Origin of the sequence: Cobetia sp. SIMBA_158 (genome assembly GCF_046566945.1) — a bacterium.
Taxonomy (GTDB): Bacteria; Pseudomonadota; Gammaproteobacteria; order Pseudomonadales; family Halomonadaceae; genus Cobetia; species Cobetia amphilecti.
This window is the reverse complement of record NZ_JAWJYL010000278.1, coordinates 1-277: the sequence shown is the minus strand read 5'-3', so window position 1 is coordinate 277 and position 277 is coordinate 1. Positions and strand designations below refer to the sequence as shown.

Sequence of the window (277 nt, the reverse complement as noted above, 5' to 3'; positions counted from 1 at the left end):
CTATTGCCTGCCCCTGATACTCCAACCGACGAGCGTGATCCAAAAGCAGAACTTATCGAACGCCTCGAAGAGTACGCGCAAATCAAAGTGGTCAGTCAGCGCCTAGACAATCTAGTACGTCTAGAGCGCGATGTGTTTTTGGCCATGGTTAGTATGCCTGGTCAAGACGTTATGAATGCGGAACTGCCAAGCTACTCACCTAACTTGCTGATTGATAGCTTATTTAAAATGCAGTTACAGCCTGACTATCAAATGCATACGATCAAAGTTGATGCAG

Annotated in this window: 1 pseudogene; it reads left to right on the top strand. The window is 46.2% G+C overall.

The window, feature by feature from the left end:
- Positions 1-277 (top strand): annotated as a pseudogene (locus R2R70_RS19965) (hypothetical protein); the annotation flags it as partial.